The sequence below is a fragment of the Acidovorax kalamii genome, from assembly GCF_002245625.1.
GTDB classification, from domain to species: domain Bacteria; phylum Pseudomonadota; class Gammaproteobacteria; order Burkholderiales; family Burkholderiaceae_C; genus Acidovorax; species Acidovorax kalamii.
Genome location: NZ_NOIG01000008.1, coordinates 146,207 through 162,990, shown reverse-complemented (window position 1 = coordinate 162,990; position 16,784 = coordinate 146,207). Strand labels below are relative to the sequence as shown.

General features: G+C 67.7%; 16 protein-coding genes and 1 riboswitch. Of the genes, 11 read left to right on the top strand and 5 right to left on the bottom strand.

Annotated elements, in window-relative coordinates:
• Positions 1-82: 82 nt before the first annotated feature.
• Complete coding sequence (locus CBY09_RS12125) at positions 83-2,068, bottom strand: monovalent cation:proton antiporter-2 (CPA2) family protein (RefSeq protein WP_094290198.1); 1,986 nt, start codon at positions 2,066-2,068, stop codon at positions 83-85.
• A gap of 124 nt (positions 2,069-2,192) precedes the next feature.
• Between CBY09_RS12125 and CBY09_RS12120 the strand changes: the two genes are divergently transcribed.
• The 4 genes from CBY09_RS12120 to CBY09_RS12105 all read left to right on the top strand — a co-directional run bounded on the left by CBY09_RS12120 (position 2,193) and on the right by CBY09_RS12105 (position 5,325).
• Positions 2,193-3,194: a KpsF/GutQ family sugar-phosphate isomerase gene (locus CBY09_RS12120; protein ID WP_094289861.1), complete on the top strand. Its 1,002-nt coding sequence runs from the start codon at positions 2,193-2,195 to the stop codon at positions 3,192-3,194.
• 2 nt (positions 3,195-3,196) lie between these two features.
• Positions 3,197-3,766: a KdsC family phosphatase gene (locus CBY09_RS12115; protein ID WP_205734132.1), complete on the top strand. Its 570-nt coding sequence runs from the start codon at positions 3,197-3,199 to the stop codon at positions 3,764-3,766.
• Positions 3,763-4,380, top strand: coding sequence for an LPS export ABC transporter periplasmic protein LptC (lptC, locus tag CBY09_RS12110; RefSeq protein WP_094289859.1), 618 nt, complete (start codon positions 3,763-3,765; stop codon positions 4,378-4,380). Before CBY09_RS12115 ends, lptC begins: the two co-directional genes overlap by 4 nt.
• A gap of 168 nt (positions 4,381-4,548) precedes the next feature.
• Positions 4,549-5,325, top strand: coding sequence for an SDR family oxidoreductase (locus tag CBY09_RS12105; protein ID WP_094289857.1), 777 nt, complete (start codon positions 4,549-4,551; stop codon positions 5,323-5,325).
• Between the two features lie 180 nt (positions 5,326-5,505).
• On the opposite strand, the gene CBY09_RS12100 is transcribed toward CBY09_RS12105, so the two are convergent.
• Complete coding sequence (locus CBY09_RS12100; protein ID WP_094289855.1) at positions 5,506-6,021, bottom strand: RNA recognition motif domain-containing protein; 516 nt, start codon at positions 6,019-6,021, stop codon at positions 5,506-5,508.
• A gap of 350 nt (positions 6,022-6,371) precedes the next feature.
• Positions 6,372-6,779, bottom strand: coding sequence for an RNA recognition motif domain-containing protein (locus CBY09_RS12095; protein WP_094290196.1), 408 nt, complete (start codon positions 6,777-6,779; stop codon positions 6,372-6,374).
• Between the two features lie 245 nt (positions 6,780-7,024).
• A riboswitch (yybP-ykoY riboswitch) is annotated at positions 7,025-7,217 on the top strand.
• Positions 7,218-7,221: 4 nt separating this feature from the next.
• On the opposite strand from CBY09_RS12095, the gene CBY09_RS12090 reads away from it, so the two are divergent.
• The 4 genes from CBY09_RS12090 to CBY09_RS12075 all read left to right on the top strand — a co-directional run bounded on the left by CBY09_RS12090 (position 7,222) and on the right by CBY09_RS12075 (position 10,891).
• Positions 7,222-7,791 carry a TMEM165/GDT1 family protein gene (locus tag CBY09_RS12090; RefSeq protein ID WP_094289853.1) on the top strand — a complete coding sequence of 190 codons (570 nt, stop codon included), beginning with the start codon at positions 7,222-7,224 and terminating at the stop codon, positions 7,789-7,791.
• Positions 7,792-7,941: 150 nt separating this feature from the next.
• On the top strand, positions 7,942-9,072 hold the full coding sequence (gene metX / locus CBY09_RS12085; protein WP_094289851.1) for a homoserine O-succinyltransferase MetX: 1,131 nt from the start codon (positions 7,942-7,944) through the stop codon (positions 9,070-9,072).
• Positions 9,069-9,653 (top strand): methionine biosynthesis protein MetW, encoded by a 585-nt coding sequence (gene metW, locus CBY09_RS12080; protein WP_094289849.1) that lies wholly within the window; start codon positions 9,069-9,071, stop codon positions 9,651-9,653. Before metX ends, metW begins: the two co-directional genes overlap by 4 nt.
• 83 nt (positions 9,654-9,736) lie before the next feature.
• Positions 9,737-10,891 (top strand): glycerophosphodiester phosphodiesterase, encoded by a 1,155-nt coding sequence (locus CBY09_RS12075; protein ID WP_094289847.1) that lies wholly within the window; start codon positions 9,737-9,739, stop codon positions 10,889-10,891.
• On the opposite strand, the gene CBY09_RS12070 is transcribed toward CBY09_RS12075, so the two are convergent.
• Positions 10,851-11,525, bottom strand: coding sequence for an NAD(P)H-dependent oxidoreductase (locus tag CBY09_RS12070; protein ID WP_205734131.1), 675 nt, complete (start codon positions 11,523-11,525; stop codon positions 10,851-10,853). The genes CBY09_RS12075 and CBY09_RS12070 overlap by 41 nt on opposite strands.
• 70 nt (positions 11,526-11,595) lie before the next feature.
• Positions 11,596-12,051 (bottom strand): MerR family transcriptional regulator, encoded by a 456-nt coding sequence (locus tag CBY09_RS12065; RefSeq protein WP_094289843.1) that lies wholly within the window; start codon positions 12,049-12,051, stop codon positions 11,596-11,598.
• A 186-nt stretch (positions 12,052-12,237) separates the two neighbouring features.
• On the opposite strand from CBY09_RS12065, the gene otnI reads away from it, so the two are divergent.
• The 3 genes from otnI (at position 12,238) to CBY09_RS12050 (ending at position 16,684) form a co-directional block, all read left to right on the top strand.
• Positions 12,238-13,068 carry a 2-oxo-tetronate isomerase gene (gene otnI, locus CBY09_RS12060; protein ID WP_094289841.1) on the top strand — a complete coding sequence of 277 codons (831 nt, stop codon included), beginning with the start codon at positions 12,238-12,240 and terminating at the stop codon, positions 13,066-13,068.
• Positions 13,069-13,210: 142 nt separating this feature from the next.
• Complete coding sequence (locus CBY09_RS12055; protein ID WP_094289839.1) at positions 13,211-15,274, top strand: methyl-accepting chemotaxis protein; 2,064 nt, start codon at positions 13,211-13,213, stop codon at positions 15,272-15,274.
• A gap of 153 nt (positions 15,275-15,427) precedes the next feature.
• Entirely contained in the window at positions 15,428-16,684 is a 1,257-nt protein-coding gene (locus CBY09_RS12050; protein WP_094289837.1) for a GGDEF domain-containing protein, read from the top strand.
• Positions 16,685-16,784 lie beyond the last annotated feature (100 nt).

The following is a 16,784-nucleotide window of genomic DNA, read 5'->3' as shown; positions in this document are numbered from 1 at the left end:
CAAGGTTTTGCACGCTCCCTGCAACCGGTGCGCCCCTGGCCAGGGCTGCTGAGCAAGGGCAGCCCCGCAACCGCCCAGGGGGTCACCCTCGGAGCAGTTTGTCTTCCGCCAACGCCAGCGCCGCCGGGTGCCCCGAAAGCACCAGCGTGTCGCCCTCGGCCAGCAGGGCCTCGTCCACGGCGGCACTCATGTGGCCGTTGCCGCGCCGCAGGTTGACCACGCGCACGCCCATCGCGGGCAGGGCCAACTGGCCCAGGCTGTGGCCCAGGGCGGTGGCGCCGGGGGGCAGGTTCAAGGTGGACAGGCGCTCCTGGTCGCGCTCGTTCACCGTGTCATCGTCCGCGCCGTGGAAGTAGCCGCGCAACAGGTTGTAGCGCGCATCGCGCTGGTCCTGCACCAGGCGCAGCACGCGGCGCATGGGCACGCCCACCAGCGCCAGGGCATGGCTGGCCAGCATCAGCGATCCTTCAATCGCCTCGGGCACCACCTCGGTCGCACCGGCTTCCTGCAGTTTGTCGAGGTGGGCGTCGTCCTGCGTGCGCACCACCACCGGCACCTGCGGCGCGTGCGAGCGCGCATTGGCCAGCACCTTCAGCGCGGCGGGCACGTCGATGTAGGTCACGGCCACGGCGCTCGCGCGCACCAGGCCGGCGGCCATCAGCGCCTGCAGGCGGGTCGCATCGCCGTAGACCACCGAATCCCCGGCGGCGGCGGCCTGGCGCACACGGTCCGGGTCCAGGTCCAGCGCCATATAGGGGATGCCCTCATGCTCCAGCATGCGCGCCAGGTTCTGGCCGCAGCGGCCGTAGCCGCAGATGATCACGTGTTTGCTGGTGTTGATGGACTTGCGCGCAATCGACGTCATCTGCAGCGACTGCTGCAGCCAGTCGCTGGCCACCAGCTTCATCACGATGCGGTTGCTGTACATGATGAGGAAGGGCGTGGCCAGCATCGACAGCACCATGGCCGCGAGGATGGGGTTCATCAGTGCAGGCTGCACCAGCCCGTTGCCCTGCGTGAGCGACAGCAGCACAAACCCGAACTCGCCCGCCTGCGCCAGGTACAGCCCCGTGCGCAGCGCCACGCCCGTGGTGGCACCCATGCCGCGCGCCAGCACCAGGATGATCCCCAGCTTGAGCAGCAGCGGCACCACCAGCAGCGCCAGCACCAGCGCCCACCGGTCCACCAGGATGTGCCAGTCCAGCATCATGCCGATGGTGATGAAAAACAGGCCCAGCAGCACGTCGTGGAAGGGCCGGATGTCCGTGCCCACCTGGTGCTTGTATTCCGTCTCGGACACCAGCACCCCGGCGATGAAGGCGCCCAGCGCGAGGCTCAGGCCCGCCACCTCGGTCAGCCAGGCCAGCCCCAGCGTGATCAGCAGCAGGTTGAGCATGAACAGCTCGTCGCTCTTGCGCCGCGCCACCAGCGTGAGCCACCAGCGCATCAGCCGCTGCCCGCCGGTGAGCAGCAGGCCCACCAGCACCGTGGCCTTGATCAGTGCCCAGCCCAGGGAGGTGAGCAGCTGGTCGGGCGAAGATCCGAGGGCCGGAATCAGCACCAGCAGCGGCACCACGGCCAGGTCCTGGAACAGCAGGATGCCCATCACGCGGCGGCCATGTTCGCTCTCCAGCTCGGCCCGTTCGGCCATCAGCTTCACCACAATCGCCGTGCTGCTCATGGCCATCACACCCGACAGCGCCAGCGCCGTCTGCCAGCCCATGTCCCACACCCCGCCCGCCCAGCGCGACAGCACCAGGGCCAGCACCGTCAGCACCACCATGGTCAGCACCACCTGCATCAGCCCCAGGCCAAATACCTGTTTGCGCATGGCGCGCAGCTTGGGCAGGCTGAATTCAAGCCCGATGGCGAACATCAGGAACACCACGCCAAACTCGCCCAGGTGGCGCACGCCTTCGGAGTTCTGCGCCAGCGCCAGCGCATGCGGGCCAATCAGCACTCCGGCCGCCAGGTAGCCCAGCATGGGCGGCAGCTTGAGGCTGCGGCAGGTCACCACGCCCAGCACTGCGGCCAGCAGGTAAAGCAGGGTGAGGGCAAGAGAAGACATGGGTTCGATGCTATCCGAGGCTTGTGTGCCAGCAAGGATGTTTTCTGCAGGCGATGCACGGTCCGTGCCAGAGGGCATCCGTTGGCAGGGCCCGCCGGGCGTGCCCGGTCGATAGAATCCCCGGATGACTCCCGCCCCCGCCGCGCTGCCCCCTTTTGATGCCGACCAGGCCCTGCGCCTGGCCCGCGAAACCTTCGACATCGAGGCTGCGGCCCTGACCGGACTGGCGGCCCGCGTCGATGGCGTGTTTGCCCAGGCCGTACACATGGTGCTGCAGGCCCGGGGCCGTGTGGTGGTGATGGGCATGGGCAAAAGTGGCCATGTGGGCCGCAAGATTGCTGCCACGCTCGCATCCACCGGCACCCCCGCCTTTTTTGTGCACCCTGCCGAAGCCAGCCATGGCGACCTGGGCATGGTCACTGGCGACGACCTGGTGCTGGCCATCTCCAACAGCGGCGAAAGCGGCGAACTCACGGCCATCCTGCCCGTGCTGCGGCGCCTGGGAGCCCCGCTGATCGCCATGACCGGCGGCCTGCAGTCCACCCTGGCGCGTTATGCCGACCTGGTGCTCGACTGCAGCGTGGAGCGCGAAGCCTGCCCCCTGAACCTGGCCCCCACCGCCAGCACCACGGCCCAGCTGGCCATGGGCGACGCGCTGGCCGTGGCCCTGCTGGACGCCCGGGGCTTTCGCCCCGAAGACTTTGCCCGCTCGCACCCCGGCGGTGCGCTGGGCCGCAAGCTGCTCACCCATGTGAGCGACGTGATGCGCTCGGGCAGCGAAGTGCCGCGCGTGGCGCCCGAGGCCTCGTTCAGCGACCTCATGCGCGAGATGAGCGCCAAAGGCCTGGGCGCCTCGGCCATCGTGGACGCCGCCGGGCAGGTGCTGGGCATCTTCACCGACGGCGACCTGCGCCGCCGGATCGAGGCCGGAGCCGACTTGCGCGCCGCCACCGCCCGCGAGGTCATGCACGCCAACCCGCGCCGGATTGCCCCCGACGCCCTGGCCGTGGACGCCGCCGAAATGATGGAAGCCCACGCCATCACCAGCGTGCTGGTGGTGGACGCAGCGGGCGTCCTGGTGGGCGTGGTGCACATCGGCGACTTGATGCGCGCGAAAGTGATCTGACGATGGCGCTGTCCCCGCAGACCTCTTCCTCCCCTGTCCTGCAGATCGACCCCGAGCTGCTGCTGCGCGCCCAGGGCGTGCGCGTGGCCTTTTTCGACGTGGACGGCGTGCTCACCGACGGCGGGCTGTACTTCAGCGAAGCGGGCGAGACCATCAAGCGCTTCAACACGCTGGACGGCCACGGCCTCAAGCTGCTGCAAAAGGCGGGCATCACGCCTGCCGTGATCACGGGGCGCGACTCTGCGCCGCTGCGCGTGCGCCTGAAGGCTTTGGGCGTGGAGCACGCGGTGTTCGGCACCGAAGACAAACGCCCCGCCGCCGAGCAGATTCTGGCCGCCCTGGGCCTGACCTGGGCCCAGGCCGCCGCCATGGGCGACGACTGGCCCGATCTGCCCGTGATGCGCCGCAGTGCCTTTGCCTGCGCGCCCGCCAATGCCCAGACCGAGGTGCGCCACGCTGCGCATTTCGTCACCCAGGCGCGCGGCGGCGACGGCGCGGCGCGCGAGCTGTGCGACCTGCTGCTCGTGGCCACGGGCCGCTATGCCGCGCTGCTGGCGGACTACACCGCATGATCCGTGTGATCCGCCAGGGCTGGGACCAGCTCTCGATCTACCTGCCCGTGCTGCTGATGGGCCTGCTGGCCCTGGGCACCTGGTGGCTGGTGCGCAATGCGCCCATGCCGCAATTGCCCGCCATCGACCGCCCCGTGAAGCACCAGCCCGACTACTTCATGAAGAATTTTTCGGTGAAGAGTTTTGACGCCACGGGCCGCCTGCAGAGCGAGGTGCAGGGCGTTGAGGCGCGGCACTACCCCGACACGGACACGCTGGAGATCGACCGGGTCCGCATGCGCTCCATTGGCCCCGATGGCCGCCTCACGGTGGCCACGGCCGATCGCGCCCTGAGCAATGCCGATGGCTCGGAGGTGCAGCTGTTTGGCAACGCCATCGTCACCCGCGAGCCCCTGCCCGCCAAACCCGGGGCGCCAGCGCAGCCGCGCATGGAGTTCCGGGGCGAGTTCTTGCATGCCTTCACCAACACCGAGCGCGTGCGGTCGGACCAGCCTGTGACCCTCACGCGGGGCAACGACCGCTTCACGGCCGATGGCATGGACTACGACAACCTCGACCAGGTGCTGCAACTGCGCGGGCGCGTGCGCGGCATGATCCTGCCGGGCAAAAAATGAGACAACCCCCTGAGTCGCTTCGCGCCTTCCCCCCCGTCTCTCTACGCGCTTCGCGCCAAGGGATGGGGGATGCAGCCAGCGCGGCGGCCCCCCTTGCGCGGCTGCCCGTGCATGGTGCTCGCCAGTTTCACGCGCTGCGGGTGATTCACGGCACAACGGATAACTGAGATGGCCACCCCCCTTGTTTTCATCACCGGCGCGTCCAGCGGCATTGGCCAGGCACTGGCCCTGCGCTTTCACCAGGCCGGATACCGGCTGGCCCTGGCTGCGCGCCGCACAGAAGAGGTCAAAACATGGGCTGCCGCCCAAGGGATAAGCGCTGATAGCTATGAAATTTATAGTGCTGACGTGGCGGTGGCTGACAGCATCGTGGCCGCAGGCCAGGCCTGCCTGGCGCGCCAGGGGGTGCCCGACGTGGTGATTGCCAATGCGGGCATCAGCGTGGGCATGGACACGGCCGTGCGCGGCGATATCGATGTGATGGCGCGCACCTTTGCCACCAACAACATCGGCATGGCCGCCACCTTCCAGCCCTTTGTGGACGGCATGGTGCAGCGCGGCAGCGGCACGCTGGTGGGCATTGGGAGCGTGGCGGGCATCCGGGGCCTGCCGGGGCACGGCGCCTATTGCGCCAGCAAGGCGGCCGTCATCAGCTACTGCGAAAGCCTGCGTGGCGAAATGCGCCCGCATGGGGTGCGGGTGGTCACCATTTCGCCGGGCTACATCGACACGCCGCTCACCCAGAAAAACCGCTACGGCATGCCTTTCCTGATGCAGCCCGGGGATTTTGCCGACCGCGCCTACCGGGCCATCACGGCGGGCGTGAGCTACCGGGTCATCCCTTGGCAGATGGGTGTGGTGGCCAAACTGCTGCGCATGCTGCCCAATGTCGTGTTCGACAAGGTGCTGGCTGGGCGCCCGCGCAAACGCCGGATAGACGAGTAGCACTCTGAGGCGCTGCTCGACGGCCCTTGCGCAGGAGCGCTGGCCGGTGCAGCGCCAGCTTTGCAGGCGGTGGGCCGTCTCAGCTTCGCCCAGGTTGGGCAGGACTGAATGCCTTTCACATCGCGGCATGAAAAAAGCCCCCGAAGGGGCTTTTTGCAAGAGAACCGGATGGTGGAAGACTCAGTAGCCGCCGTTGCCGCCACCGCCGTAGCCGCCGCCACCATTGCGACCGCCGCCACCGCCGTTGCGCGAGCCGGAGCCGTAGGGGCTGCGGAAACCGCCTTCGCCACGGCCGCCGCCACCGTAACCGCCGCCGCCATCGCGGCCACCGCCACCGTAGCCACCACCGCCGCCTTCACGGCCACCGCCGTAACCACCGCCACTGCGGCCACCGCCGCCGTAGCCACCACCACCGCCGCCAAAACCGCCACTGCGGGGCGGCCGGGGCTCCATGGGACGGGCTTCATTGACCACGATGCTGCGGCCGCCCAGAGGCTGGCCGTTCATGCCATTGATGGCCGCCTGGGCTTCTGCGTCGCTGCCCATTTCCACAAAGCCAAAGCCCTTGGAACGGCCTGTGTCGCGCTCCATCATGACCTTGGCACTGGTGACCGCGCCGAATTGGCCAAAAGCCTGTTCCAGATCGTTGTCGCGCACCGAGTACGGCAGGTTGCCGACGTAGAGTTTGTTGCCCATCGAGGGACTCCTCAAAAACACATGAATAAAGCGATGGAGTCCCGAAAACGCAGCCAGCTAATCTCAATGACGCTCTCAGCGCGAAACTGACGGATCACCGCAAACTTGGAAAGCGGGAACACCCCGCCGACCCATTATGCGCCACACTTTTGTGGAAAAAGCAAGCGGCAATGTGCGCTGTGGCGCCCATGCTGCGCGGGCGCCGGAAATGCCCCCGGGCGCCAGTTCCACGCAGGCCTGCGACCCCGGGGAAGGAACTGTTCCGCAGGACGGTTCAACAATAAAAAAAGGAGCCCGAAGGCTCCTTGTTTTGCCATCTGCAGACGCGAGCGCCTGCAGAAAAGGTCTTTTTAGTAACCGCCGCGGCCACCGCCGTAGCCGCCACCGCCGCCTTCACGGCCACCGCCGTAACCACCGCCACCATAGCCGCCGCCACCGCTACGGCCACCGCCGTAACCGCCGCCGCCGCCATTGCCGCCACCGAAGCCACCGCTACGGGGAGCGCGGGGCTCCATAGGACGGGCTTCGTTGACCACGAGGTCACGGCCGCCAAAATTTTGACCATGCACGCCTTGGATGGCGGCTTGTGCTTCGGCATCGCTGCCCATTTCGACAAAGCCGAAACCCTTAGAACGGCCGGTGTCGCGCTCCATCATGACCTTGGCGCTACCCACAGAGCCGAACTGGCTGAAGGTTTGCTCCAGATCTTGGTCGCGGAAGGAATAGGGCAGGTTGCCCACGTAGAGTTTGTTGCCCATGAAGGACTCCTGAAAAAACATGAAAACGCGATGGAGCCCGACGCAATCAACAAACCTGTGACGACTTCAAAGACGCGAAACTGACCAATCACCGCTAAGTTAGCTGCCCCTCTGCAAGCAGAAAAGCGAACCCATTATCAATCACTTTATGGGCAGTGTGGGTGTTTATTTCTGGGCCGGATGCCCCAAAACAGGCGATTTGCGTGGTTTTGAGGCCAATCTCCGGACAAACCATAGGGTAAAATCGCCGGGTCTTTGGGGAGTAGCCCGCCCGGCTGTGCAATGCGCCGGGGGCATGCGTCAACAAACTTGGGCCCGGTGGGCCTATGGCGTATGCGGTTTTTGAGCTGGGCGAGACCATTGACTGCATGCCGATCCAAATGGCCGGAGTCGGGGTGCAGTCAATGCGTTTTCCACCCATCCGGCCGGATAGGACCCCCACATGGAACCGTTTTTTATCTCCACCGCCATCGTCGCGCTCGCCGAAATGGGCGACAAGACGCAGCTTCTGGCGCTGGTGCTCGCCGCCCGCTTTCGCAAACCCTGGCCCATCGTGCTCGGCATCCTGGTCGCCACGCTGGTCAACCACGGCCTGGCCGGGGCTGTGGGCGCGTGGGTCACCACCTTCGTGGGGCCGCAGGTGCTGCGCTGGATCCTGGGCGCGTCGTTCATCGCGATGGCCATCTGGATGCTGATCCCCGACAAGCTCGACGAGGGCGAGGCCGATGGATCGCCGCGCTGGGGCGTGTTTGGCACCACCGTGGTCGCTTTCTTCCTGGCCGAGATGGGCGACAAGACGCAGATCGCCACCGTCATGCTGGCCGCGCAGTACAACGCCTACCTGTGGGTGGTGGCGGGCACCACGCTCGGGATGATGATCGCCAACGCGCCCGTGGTCTGGCTGGGCGAGCGCATCACGCGCCGCGTGCCGATCCGTGCGGTGCACGTGGTGTCGGCGGTGATCTTCCTGGTGCTGGGGTTGCTGGCGATCTTCGCGCCCACCGGCAACTGACGGACACGGACATGGTCACAGCGGCAGGCGCTTTTGGTATATTTGCCGGACGCGCCGATTTGCCACAGCTTGCGGGCGCTTTATAAATCCTGCTAAAGACCCGTCCGACACATCTGCCCGGCCTCGTTTTTAGCGACGCCGGGTTTTTTTATGTCTTTTTTTGCCACGCCCCAGTCCATGCATTTTCCGGAGGTGCTCCCGCTGCAAAGCGGAGCGTCCATCCGCGACTACCACCTGGCCTACGAGACCTACGGCACGCTCAATGCCGACCGCTCCAACGCCGTGCTCGTGTGCCATGCCCTCAACGCCTCTCACCATGTGGCGGGCGTGTATGCCGGGCAGGACAAGAGCGAGGGCTGGTGGGACAACATGATCGGCCCGGGCAAGCCCGTGGACACCGACCGATTCTTCGTGGTCGGCGTGAACAACCTGGGCTCCTGTTTTGGCTCCACCGGCCCCATGCACAACCATCCCGATACGGGCGAGGTTTATGGTGCGGACTTCCCCGTGGTCACGGTGGAGGACTGGGTCAATGCCCAGGCCCGCCTGCTCGACCGCCTTGGCATCCAGCAGCTGGCCGCCGTGCTGGGTGGCAGCCTGGGCGGCATGCAGGCATTGAGTTGGACGTTGCAATACCCCGAGCGCATGCGCCACGCCGTGGTGGTGGCCAGCGCGCCCAACCTCACGGCCGAGAACATCGCCTTCAACGAAGTGGCCCGCCGCGCCATCGTGACCGACCCGGACTTCCACGGCGGCCACTTTTACCGCCACGGCGTGATCCCCAAGCGCGGCCTGCGCATCGCGCGCATGATCGGCCACATCACGTACCTCAGCGACGACGTGATGAACGAGAAGTTCGGGCGTCAACTGAGAGAAGGCCTGGAGCTGAAATACAGCACCCAGGATATTGAATTCCAGATCGAAAGCTACCTGCGCTACCAGGGCGACAAGTTCAGCGACTACTTTGACGCCAACACCTATTTGCTGATCACGCGCGCGCTCGACTACTTCGACCCCGCCCGCAAGCACGGTGGCAATCTCACGCGCGCCCTGGCCCGCGCCACGGCGAAGTTTCTGCTCGTGAGCTTCACCACCGACTGGCGCTTCTCGCCCCAGCGCAGCCGCGAGATCGTCAAGGCCCTGCTCGACAACCGCCGCCGCGTGAGCTATGCCGAGATCGACGCGCCCCACGGGCACGATGCCTTTTTGCTCGATGACGCCCGCTACATGGGCGTAATGCGCTCTTACTTCGATAGCATTGCCAAGGAGTTGCAAGCATGACGGACAAAGCGGCGATGCAAGCCCTGGCGCGCCTGGTGCCCCCCGGCTCGCGCGTGCTCGACCTGGGTTGTGGCAACGGCGCCATGCTCGACTACCTGCAGCGCAGCAGAGGCTGCAGCGGCTACGGCGTGGAGATTGACGACGCCAACGTGCTGGCCTGCGTGCAGCGCGGCGTCGATGTGATCCAGCTCAACCTCGACGAAGGCCTCGCCATGTTTGGCGACAACAGCTTTGACGTGGTGCTGCAGATCGACACGCTGCAGCACCTGCGCAATGCCGAAACCATGCTGCGCGAAACGGCGCGCGTGGGCCGCACGGGTGTGGTGGCGTTTCCCAACTTTGCGCACTGGCCCAACCGTCTGTCCATCCTGCGCGGGCGCATGCCCGTGACGCGGCGCCTGCCCTACCAGTGGTACGACACGCCCAACATCCGCGTGGGCACCTACAAGGACTTCGAAGTGCTGGCCACCAAGAACAGCCTGCGCATCCTGGACTCCTTCGGGCTGCAGGATGGCGAAGAAGTGCGCTGGCTGCCCAACGCGCGCGCGGGCACGGCTGTCTTCCACTTCGAACACGCGTAGCGCTTACCGGGGTGTACGCCCCGGCGACACGCCGCTGTCAACCGCATCGGCTAAGGTGCGGGCTCCGTTTAGAGGAGATCCGCATGAAACGCATTGCACTGCGCGCCGTGACTGCTGCCGCGCTGCTGACCACCTGGGCGCTGGGCGCCGTCGCCCAGGCCTGGCCGCCCACCCCCACCGTCATTGCCCACCGGGGCGCCTCGGCCCTGCGGCCGGAGCACACGCTCGCCGCGTACCAGAAGGCCATTGACGACGGCGCCGACATCATCGAGCCCGACCTGGTCATCACCAAGGACGGCGTGCTGGTGGCCCGGCACGAGAACGCCATCGCCATCCTGAACGCCGACGGCTCGGTGAAGGAAGCCACCACCGACGTGGTGGACCGCCCCGAGTTCGCGGGCCGCAAGACCACCAAGACCATCGACGGCCAGGCCATCACCGGCTGGTTCACCGAAGACTTCACGCTGGCCGAACTCAAGACCCTGCGCGCCCGCGAGCGCATCCCCGCGCAGCGCCCGGCCAACGTGGCCTACAACGGCCAGTTCGAGGTGCCCACGCTGCAGGAAGTCATCGATCTGGCCAAGGCCCAGAGCGCGAAGACGGGCCGCACCATCGGCATCTACCCCGAGACCAAACACCCCACCTACTTCCAGTCCATCGGCCTGCCGCTGGAGGCGCCGCTGCTGGCCGTGCTGGAGAAGAACGGCTGGAACCACAAGGATGCGCCTGTGTTCGTGCAGTCGTTCGAGGTCAGCAACCTGCAGGCGATCCGCAAGCTCAGCAGCGTGCGCCTGGTGCAGCTGGTGGCACCCTCGGGCCGGCCGTATGACTTTGTGGCCCAGGGTGCGGCCAACACGCGTGCCTATGCCGACCTGATCACGCCCGAAGGCCTGAAGCAGGTGGCCACCTATGCCAATGCCATTGGCCCGTTCAAGACCCTGGTGGTGCCGGTCAAGGACGGCGTGCCGGGCGAATCCACCCCGCTGGTGGCGCGCGCCCGTGCCGAAGGCCTGGGCGTGCATATCTGGACGCTGCGGCCCGAAAACGCCTTCCTACCCGCCGGGCTGAAAAAGGCACCCGCCACCGACGGCACGGTGCGCGGCGACAGCGTGGCCGAGATCACGGCCTACCTGCGTGCAGGCATCGACGGGTTCTTCACCGACGACCCGGCCGTGGGCCGCGCGGCGGTGTCGGCCTTCACGTCGGCGTCGAAGGTGTCGTTGTTGCCGAAGCCGTAGCCGTAGCCGAGGGCGACACCACCGGCCGTGCGCTGCGGTCCGGTGGCCCGCGCCGGGCCTGCCGGTTGCCCAGCTGGCGCGCGGCGTTCACCCACTGCGCCAGCCGCTCGGTGCTGGCGCTGCGCACCGGGCCAAAGCTGTGCACCCGTACGGGCCGGATGCCGCAGAACTCCAGGATGGCCTTCTTCATCTGGTGGTGGCCCGGCATGCGCGTGACCCAGCGGAAGTACCAGGGCGGTGAGTCCATGGTCACCAGCAGCTCGGCCGAGCGCCCGGCCAGCAGCTTGTCCCACAGCGACGAACCCTGGCGGTACTTGAACGCGTACCCCGGCAGCAGCACGCGGTCGATGAAACCCTTGAGCAGCGCGGGCATGGCGCCCCACCAGATGGGGTAGACCCACACCAGGTGGTCCGCCCAGCTGATGTCGGCCTGCGCGGCCAGCAGGTCGGGCTCCAGCGGCTGCGCCGCGCCATAGCCCTGGAACAGCGGGTTGAACGCGAGCTGCCCCAGGTCCAGAAAGCGCACGTCGGCGCCCGTCTGGCGCGCGCCCTCGGCATAGGCGTGTGCCATGCCCGCGCACAGGCTGTCGGCGGCGGGGTGGCCCAGGATGACCAGGATGTGTTGTTTTGTCACGGAATCTCCATCACACAGAAGTTGTTGATGGAGGCATGCTCACCTTGCCCCATGGGGCAGAGTCAAGCGGTCAGGTCAAAAGATGCCGATGTGGTGTCGAACGACGTGCGGAATGTGCAGATGGCGGCTGGTCCACCAACGCGCTGGGCGCCACGCAGGTCTGGGGCGTGGCGGGTACGGCTAGCGTGTCGCAGGTGTGCAGCTCGGCCTCCAGCACGGCCAGCTGGGCGTCCAGCGCAGCCAGGCGGGCCAGCTCCTGGGCCACGGCGGCGCGGCGCTGGGCCACCAGCTGGGCCATGCGCTCCCAGCCCGCGGTGGTGTCGATGTGGGGCAGGCCGTCCAGCTCCGCCAGCCGAAAACCCAGCGCCTGGGCCTGGCGGATCAGCAGCACACGCGCCACATCGGCCTCGCCATAGTGGCGGTAGCTGCCCGCACGCGCCACAGCGCCCATCAGGCCGCGTGCTTCGTACAGGCGGATGGCCTTGGGCGTGGTGTCGGTGCGGCGGGCGAGTTCTCCGATGCGCATGGTGGGCGGGCGTTTTGTGGGTTGAGTGTAATGCTATCAAAATTGTAGCTACAAAGGCATGTTCATCGCGCGCAGAAGGCCTTTTTTGCTTGCACTTTGGGTGTGGTGTGCGAGGGCGTGCGCGCCGTGCAGGATAAGCTGCCGCGTTCTCCTTGCGTTCCTTGTTGTCTTGCGCCCCCGCCTGCCATGCCCCAGTTCGCCGCCAACCTGAGCCTGATGTACCCCGAGCTGCCCTTCCTAGACCGTTTTGCCGCCGCCGCGCGCGACCGGTTCACAGCGGTGGAATGCCAGTTCCCCTACGCGTTCGCGCCCACCGAGCTGGCCGCGCGGCTGGCGGACCACGGCCTGCAGCTGGTGCTGATGAACGCCCCGGCCGGTGGCGCCGACCGCGCCGCCATGGCCACGGCCTGGGAGCAAGGTGCGCGGGGCACGGCCGCGCTGCCCGGGCGCGAGGCCGAGTTCCGCGCGGGCGTGCACGAGGCGCTGCGCTATGCCGAGGCGCTGGACTGCCCGCACATCCATGTGCTCGCGGGCATCGTGCCGCCGGGGGTGGAGCGTGAATCCCTCAAGGACCTGTGCACGGGCAACCTGCGCTGGGCGGCTGCCGAGGCCGCGCGCGCCGGGCGCAAGGTGTTGATCGAACCCATCAATCTGCGCGACGTGCCGCGCTATTTCTTGAACCGCCAGGACCATGCGCACGAACTGCTCGACGCCGTGCAGGCCGACAACCTCCAGGTGCTGATGGACCTGTACCACTGCCAGATCGTGGAGGGCGACGTGGCCACCAAGCTGCAGCGCTACCTGCCCACGGGCCGCGTGGCGCATGTCCAGATCGCGGGCGTGCCCGGCCGCCACGAACCCGACCGGGGCGAGCTGCACTACCCGTTCCTGTTCGAGACGCTGGACGCGCTGGGCTACCGCGGCTGGGTGGGGTGTGAATACCGCCCGGCGGCCGGCACGTCCGAAGGCCTGGGCTGGCGGGATCGGGCACTGATGGTGTCAGCAGTGAGCGCCTAAGCGCAATCGCCCCGCGCCTCCAGTCCGCGCAATTGCGTAAGGGAATGCGTGAATAAATGTAACAAGACTCTGGCCGTAGATTCAGAGCAGACCGGCCCAGCCGGCTTTGTGCATTTGTATTCACCCGCAGGAGACATCCCCCATGGCAGCATCCCTGGCCAACAACCGTTCTGTCGCGCGGCAGGTCACGCTGGCCGCCATTGGGCTGGTGGCCCTGGTGCTGGTGCTGGTGGGGCTGGCGATTGCGGTGCTGACCGAACGCAGCACCCGCGCGCAGGTGGTGGCCAGCGTGGGCGACACGGCGCAGAGCGTGGCGCAGTCGCTGGACGCGGCCGACAACACCAACCGCGAGCTGGTGCAGCTCACCATGAAGGGCTTCCAGCGCTACTTCGAGGCCACCATGCAGCTTGACGAGGCCACGGGCGAGCTGCGCAGCTACGGCGCGCTGGTTAACGAGGACTATGGCTCGGTCGATAAATTCGCCAACGAAACCGGCGGTATCGCCACGGTGTTCGCCAAGAAGGGCGACGACTTCATCCGCATCACCACCTCGGTGAAGAACGACAAGGGCGAGCGCCAGCAGGGCACACCGCTGGGCAAGGACGACCCGGCCTATGCCACCGTGTCCAAGGGCGAACCCTACACCGGCGTCACCGTGGCGGGCGGCAAGCCCTACATGGGCCACTACCTGCCCGCCAAGGATGCTTCGGGCAAGGTGATTGCGCTGCTGTTCATCGGCAACGACATCAGCGTGTTCCACGCCATGCTGCAAAAGCAGGTCACGCAGACCAAGTTCTTCGAACACGGCGGCACCTACGTGATCAACCCCGGCACCTCGCTCGACAAGGCGGTGTTTGTGTACCACCCCACGGCACGCGGCAAGCGCGTGCTGGAGGCCTACCCGCAGGCCCGCCCCTTCTTTGAAGCCCTGGCCGCGTCACAGGACGGCTTTGTGCGCGAGGCCGCCCCCGTGCTGGGCGCGGGCGCCACGGACCCCTGGGCACTGGTGCGCAAGACCGGCGGCGGCTGGTGGGTGGTGGCCGAGGTGGCGGATGGCGAGGCCATGGCCAGCCAGCGCCGCGTGACGCTGGCCGTGTGGGGCCTGATGGCCATGGCCGTGGTGCTGCTGGCCATCGGCCTGTTCGTGATGCTGCGCCGGGGCGTGAGCCGCCCGCTGCAGGACCTGACCCAGGCCATCACGCTCGTGGCCCAGGGCGACCTGACCGAGGCCTTCCGCACCACGCGGCGTGACGAGATCGGCGCGCTGGTGCAGGAGGTCGAGGGCATGCGCCAGCGCTACACCCAGATGCTGCAGCAGGTGCGCACGGCGGTGGACAGCATCACCACCGCCAGCGCCGAGATCGCCAGCGGCAACCAGGATCTGTCGGCCCGCACCGAGGCCACGGCCAGCAGCCTGGCCCAGACCGCGCAGAGCATGGACCAGCTCACCGCCACCGTACGCCAGTCGGCCGACGCAGCGCGCCAGGCCAACCAGCTGGCCAGCAGCGCCGCCGAGGTGGCCGCACGCGGCGGCCAGGTGGTGGGCGAGGTGGTCACCACCATGGGCGACATCAACCAAAGCTCGCGCAAGATCGCCGACATCATTGGCGTGATTGATTCCATCGCCTTCCAGACCAACATCCTCGCGCTCAACGCGGCCGTGGAAGCCGCCCGTGCGGGCGAACAGGGCCGGGGCTTTGCCGTGGTGGCCAGCGAGGTGCGCAACCTCGCCGGGCGCAGCGCCGAGGCCGCGCGCGAGATCAAGGCGCTCATCGGCGCCTCGGTGGAGCGGGTGGAATCGGGCGCGCGCCTGGTGCAGAACGCCGGCAGCACCATGGACGAGATCGTGGGCTCCGTCAAACGCGTGGGCGACATCATTGGCGAGATCACGGCCGCCTCGGGTGAGCAGTCGGACGGCATTGGCCAGGTCAACACCGCCGTGAACCAGCTCGACCAGATGACCCAGCAGAACGCCGCGCTGGTCGAGCAGTCGGCCGCTGCCGCACAAAGCCTGCGGGAGCAGGCGACGCGGCTGGCGGGCGCGGTGCAGGTGTTCAAGCTGCACCACGGTGCGGGTGACGGGCATGAGGACCTGCAAGCCCTGGCCGCGCCACAGGCTGGCAGCGGTCCCGGCCCGGCCCTGCGGGCGCCGGGCAGTGCCCCCACTGGTGGCCGCCGCCGGGGTGAACCCGCGCAGCTGCACTGAACCGTGCCCTCAGTCCCCGGAGTGCGGAAAGGGCGGATGGTGCCAGCCCGCCGCCGGGGCGCCTGGGGGATGGCACATTGCTGTTTCGCGCGCCGCGCCGCTTGGTTTATGCTGGGCTGACCCACCACCCCTCCCACAGGCCCCCCGCGCTCCATGGCTGCCCACGTTCCCACCATGCTGGCAATGATCATTGTCAGCTCGCTGATGATGGCCGCCTCCATGGCGGTGGTGGGCTGGGGGCGCCGGCGCGACGGCCTGGGGCGCTGGGCGGCGGCCCTGCTGGTCAACGCCATTGGGCACGGCCTCATCATGCTGCGCGGCCTGGTGCCCGACCTGCTGTCTGTGGTGCTGGGCAACCTGCTGCTGTCCTGCGTGTTTGTGGGCATGATTGCAGCGATCCGCCAGTTCCAGGGCCGCCCGGCCGGGTGGGGGCTGCTGCTGGTGCCCCCGGCACTGGTCACCGGCTTTGTGATCGCCTTCATCGACAACTTTGCGGCCCGTGTGAGTTTTGTGGGCCTGGTGATCAGCCTGCAGGCCGTGTGGGCCCTGGCCACGGCGCTGGAGCGCCGCGATGCCACGGTGGGGCGCGGGCAGTGGCTGCTGGTGGCGGGGCTGGCGCTGGAGGCCGTCGTGCTCAGCGGCCGCGCCCTGCTGGCGCTGAGCAGCACGGCCGTGGCCTCCGGCATCCTGCAGGCCAGCGCGCTGCAGACGCTCACCTTTCTGGCCACGTTTTCGGTGGTGCTCATCAGCTCCATGGGTTTTGTGTTCATGGCGCGCGACCAGGCCGACGAGAACAACCGCATCATGGCCGCCATCGACCCGCTCACCGGTGTGGCCAACCGCCGCTCGCTGATCTCCGCGCTGGACCGCGATGTCTCGCGTGCCGTGCGCACCCGCGAACCCATCGCACTCATGATGGTGGACATCGACCACTTCAAGCGCGTGAATGATCGCTACGGCCACCCGGTGGGCGACCAGGTGCTGTGCCATGTGGTTGAGGTGCTGCGTGGCCGGGTGCGCGCGCAGGACCTGGTAGGCCGCTACGGTGGCGAGGAGTTCATGGTGGTGCTGCCCGACACCACGCTGCTGGGCGCCGAACAGCTGGCGCGCGAGCTGTGCCGCGCGGTGGCCGAGTCCCGGTGCCGCATTGGCAGCACCGAAGGGGGCAGCGACACCCGCACCGAGCCCGGCGGCACCAACATTGCCGTCACCGTGAGCATTGGCGTGTTCGGCGGCCGCCTGGAAACGGGCGACAGCTGGGACATGCTGATCGCCGCCGCCGACCGCGCGCTCTACCAGGCCAAGGAGAACGGCCGCAACCGCGTGGAGGTGGCCACGGGCCTGCGGCGCCCGTCCGCACAGCGCGCCAACCTGGACAACCCCGAGACCCATCCCGTCTCCCGGTACTGAGCCGCGCGAAACCCCGGCGGGTGCCCCGCCGGCGCCAGGCACATGCTGCGGCGCAACAGAGCCCTTTGCAGGTGTTTGGCCGCGCCCGGTGGCATATGCA